Source organism: Amycolatopsis sp. H20-H5, from assembly GCF_035828755.1.
GTDB lineage: Bacteria > Actinomycetota > Actinomycetes > Mycobacteriales > Pseudonocardiaceae > Amycolatopsis.
In genome coordinates this window covers 1-1,932 of record NZ_JAYMZS010000258.1, presented here as the reverse complement: position 1 = coordinate 1,932, position 1,932 = coordinate 1, and the positions used below count along the sequence as shown (strand labels likewise).

At 67.4% G+C, this 1,932-nt stretch carries 4 protein-coding genes; all 4 read right to left on the bottom strand.

Annotated features, from left to right (window positions below; translation table 11 throughout):
* Positions 1 to 168 precede the first annotated feature (168 nt).
* Complete coding sequence (locus QMK34_RS47300; RefSeq protein WP_326421596.1) at positions 169 to 297, bottom strand: hypothetical protein; 129 nt, start codon at positions 295 to 297, stop codon at positions 169 to 171.
* 169 nt (positions 298 to 466) lie between these two features.
* Positions 467 to 628, bottom strand: coding sequence for a hypothetical protein (locus QMK34_RS47295; protein ID WP_326421595.1), 162 nt, complete (start codon positions 626 to 628; stop codon positions 467 to 469).
* Positions 629 to 876: 248 nt separating this feature from the next.
* Complete coding sequence (locus tag QMK34_RS47290) at positions 877 to 1,242, bottom strand: sigma factor (RefSeq protein WP_326421594.1); 366 nt, start codon at positions 1,240 to 1,242, stop codon at positions 877 to 879.
* A gap of 321 nt (positions 1,243 to 1,563) precedes the next feature.
* Positions 1,564 to 1,800 (bottom strand): hypothetical protein, encoded by a 237-nt coding sequence (locus tag QMK34_RS47285; RefSeq protein ID WP_326421593.1) that lies wholly within the window; start codon positions 1,798 to 1,800, stop codon positions 1,564 to 1,566.
* Positions 1,801 to 1,932: the final 132 nt, after the last annotated feature.

Genomic DNA, 1,932 nt, shown 5'->3' with positions numbered 1-1,932 from the left:
CCGCCGCGGAGTCTGATCCGGCAGCAACGGTTCCAGCCGGGCCCACTCCTCCTCGGTTAAATCGTGTCGATCAAGCACAAAAACGGTCTATCGCATCCAAAGATCAAGATCCACGGGACACGCCCTAATGGCCTTCGGCACCGAGCGCACATGGCCGCGTAACCCGAGTCAGCGGTCGCCGGTAGTGCGGCGTGTGCGTGCGTAGCTGACCCAGTAGCCCACGGCGAGCGCCGCCCAGCTCACCCGTACCAGCCAGCCGAACCAGCCGGTGACGTCGAACAGCGCCAGAGATCCCACCGAGAGAACGGTCCATAGGAGGGCCAGGGCCAGCGCGACTTTTGACGGCAGCCGACCACCACCGGGGCTACATCGCTGCGCGGCCACCGATCAGCCCCTTCTCCTGGCGCGTGGTTGCTCTGCGTCGCGCGTCACCGTCGCCTGCCCGCAACGCGGATGGCTGGCGGGTTCACTTCGACTGCTGAGAAGTACGTCGGTGGTCCAGCCCCTCGACAAGCCTCCCGCCCAGTGCGCCCGCCACATCGATGGTGCCACTCGCCCACGGATCGTGCGCGCCGAGCACGAATCCCACCCCGCCGCACGCCAGGCACATCACCGCGAGCAGCGCCAAGCGCCGACACCAGATGCTATCCGGTGCTAGAGCTTGATGGCTCCTCCTCTGGATCGTCACCGGCGGGAACCTCGCGAAGTGTGGTCTGTGGTGCTTTCGCGCGATCGCACGTGTCGTTTAACTTCTCGGGCACGCAGCACTCCGCATCCCGACGACGACGCCATGATCTGTCTTGACTGGCACGGAGCAGCCCTGTCGGGGGAATGCGTTCCGCACTTGTTAACCGTCTGACGCGGCTGGCCTGGATCTCACCGGTGTGGGTGTGCTCGCGGTTGACGGGTGTTCGCCTCTCGGCACATCTGCACTGTCGCCGTCGTGATCCACGTCCGGAACTCGGCCGGTGTCCGGTCACAGGGTTGGAGGTTGTACCAGGCGCGCACGAACACGTCCACCACGATCTCGTCCGCCGCGGTGCCGGCCGGGAGAGTCCGGCGCGCGAGCTGGTACACCGGTCGCAGGTGACGTAGCACCAGGCTTTCGAACGCCGCCACATCGCCGGCGCGGGTCCGTGCCACCAACACGGTGTCCACATCCGGTGTGTCGCCGAGCTTCGACTCGTCCCAGCGGTCAGCGTTGGGCGGCAGCGCGGGATGGTGCCGCGGTGACCCGATCATGCCCGGTGTCCTCCTTCGCCGCCGGGAGCTCGAGTTCCCGGCCCAGTGGATGTCTCATCAGCATGGAACAGATCCTGCGGCCCGCGCGAGCGGCGGAAGTCCAGCTCACCTTATGGAGTGACCGGGTGAGCTGGTCAGACGCGCGGCGAACAGGTCCCCTCGATGACGCCGTCGCCGCAGGGCACGCCGTTGGCCGGCGCGGGATACCTCCGGCCATCCTGTGGTGGTCCCGGATTGGGGGGTGGCTATCGCCCCAGGTGTCGGCGAGGTGGCCGATGAGCGGCGTGGATGTATCCGGTGACAGGGACTGCGGTCTGGGTGTCAGGCGCCCAGGCGTGCGTAGAGGCGTGCGGCGAGGGTGGCGGCCAGCTGGTTCAACTCGGCGGTCGGGTCGAGCTGGGCGTACTGGCCCAGCAGCTCGGCCGCGGTGTAGGCCTCCTGCGCCGACAACACCGCCAGAGGCGGCTCTGTCTTGCTCCGCTCCAGCAGTGCGGCGAGCCGCTGGGCATAGCAGTGGTGGTTGGGCACCCCGGCGAGGCCGAACGGGTCCTGGGGCACGGACTCGTAGGCTGGCGTGGTGACCGAGGAAAAGAACGCCGACGCGCCCGTGCTCAAGGTATTTCTGGTCGACGACCACGAAATCGTGCGCCGTGGTGTCGCCGACCTCATCAACGAGGAGGACGACCTGAC

Bases quoted from the DNA above. Each gene is read 5' to 3' on its own strand.
- QMK34_RS47290 (WP_326421594.1), bottom strand. From the start codon at position 1,242: ATGATCGGGTCACCGCGGCACCATCCCGCGCTGCCGCCCAACGCTGAC.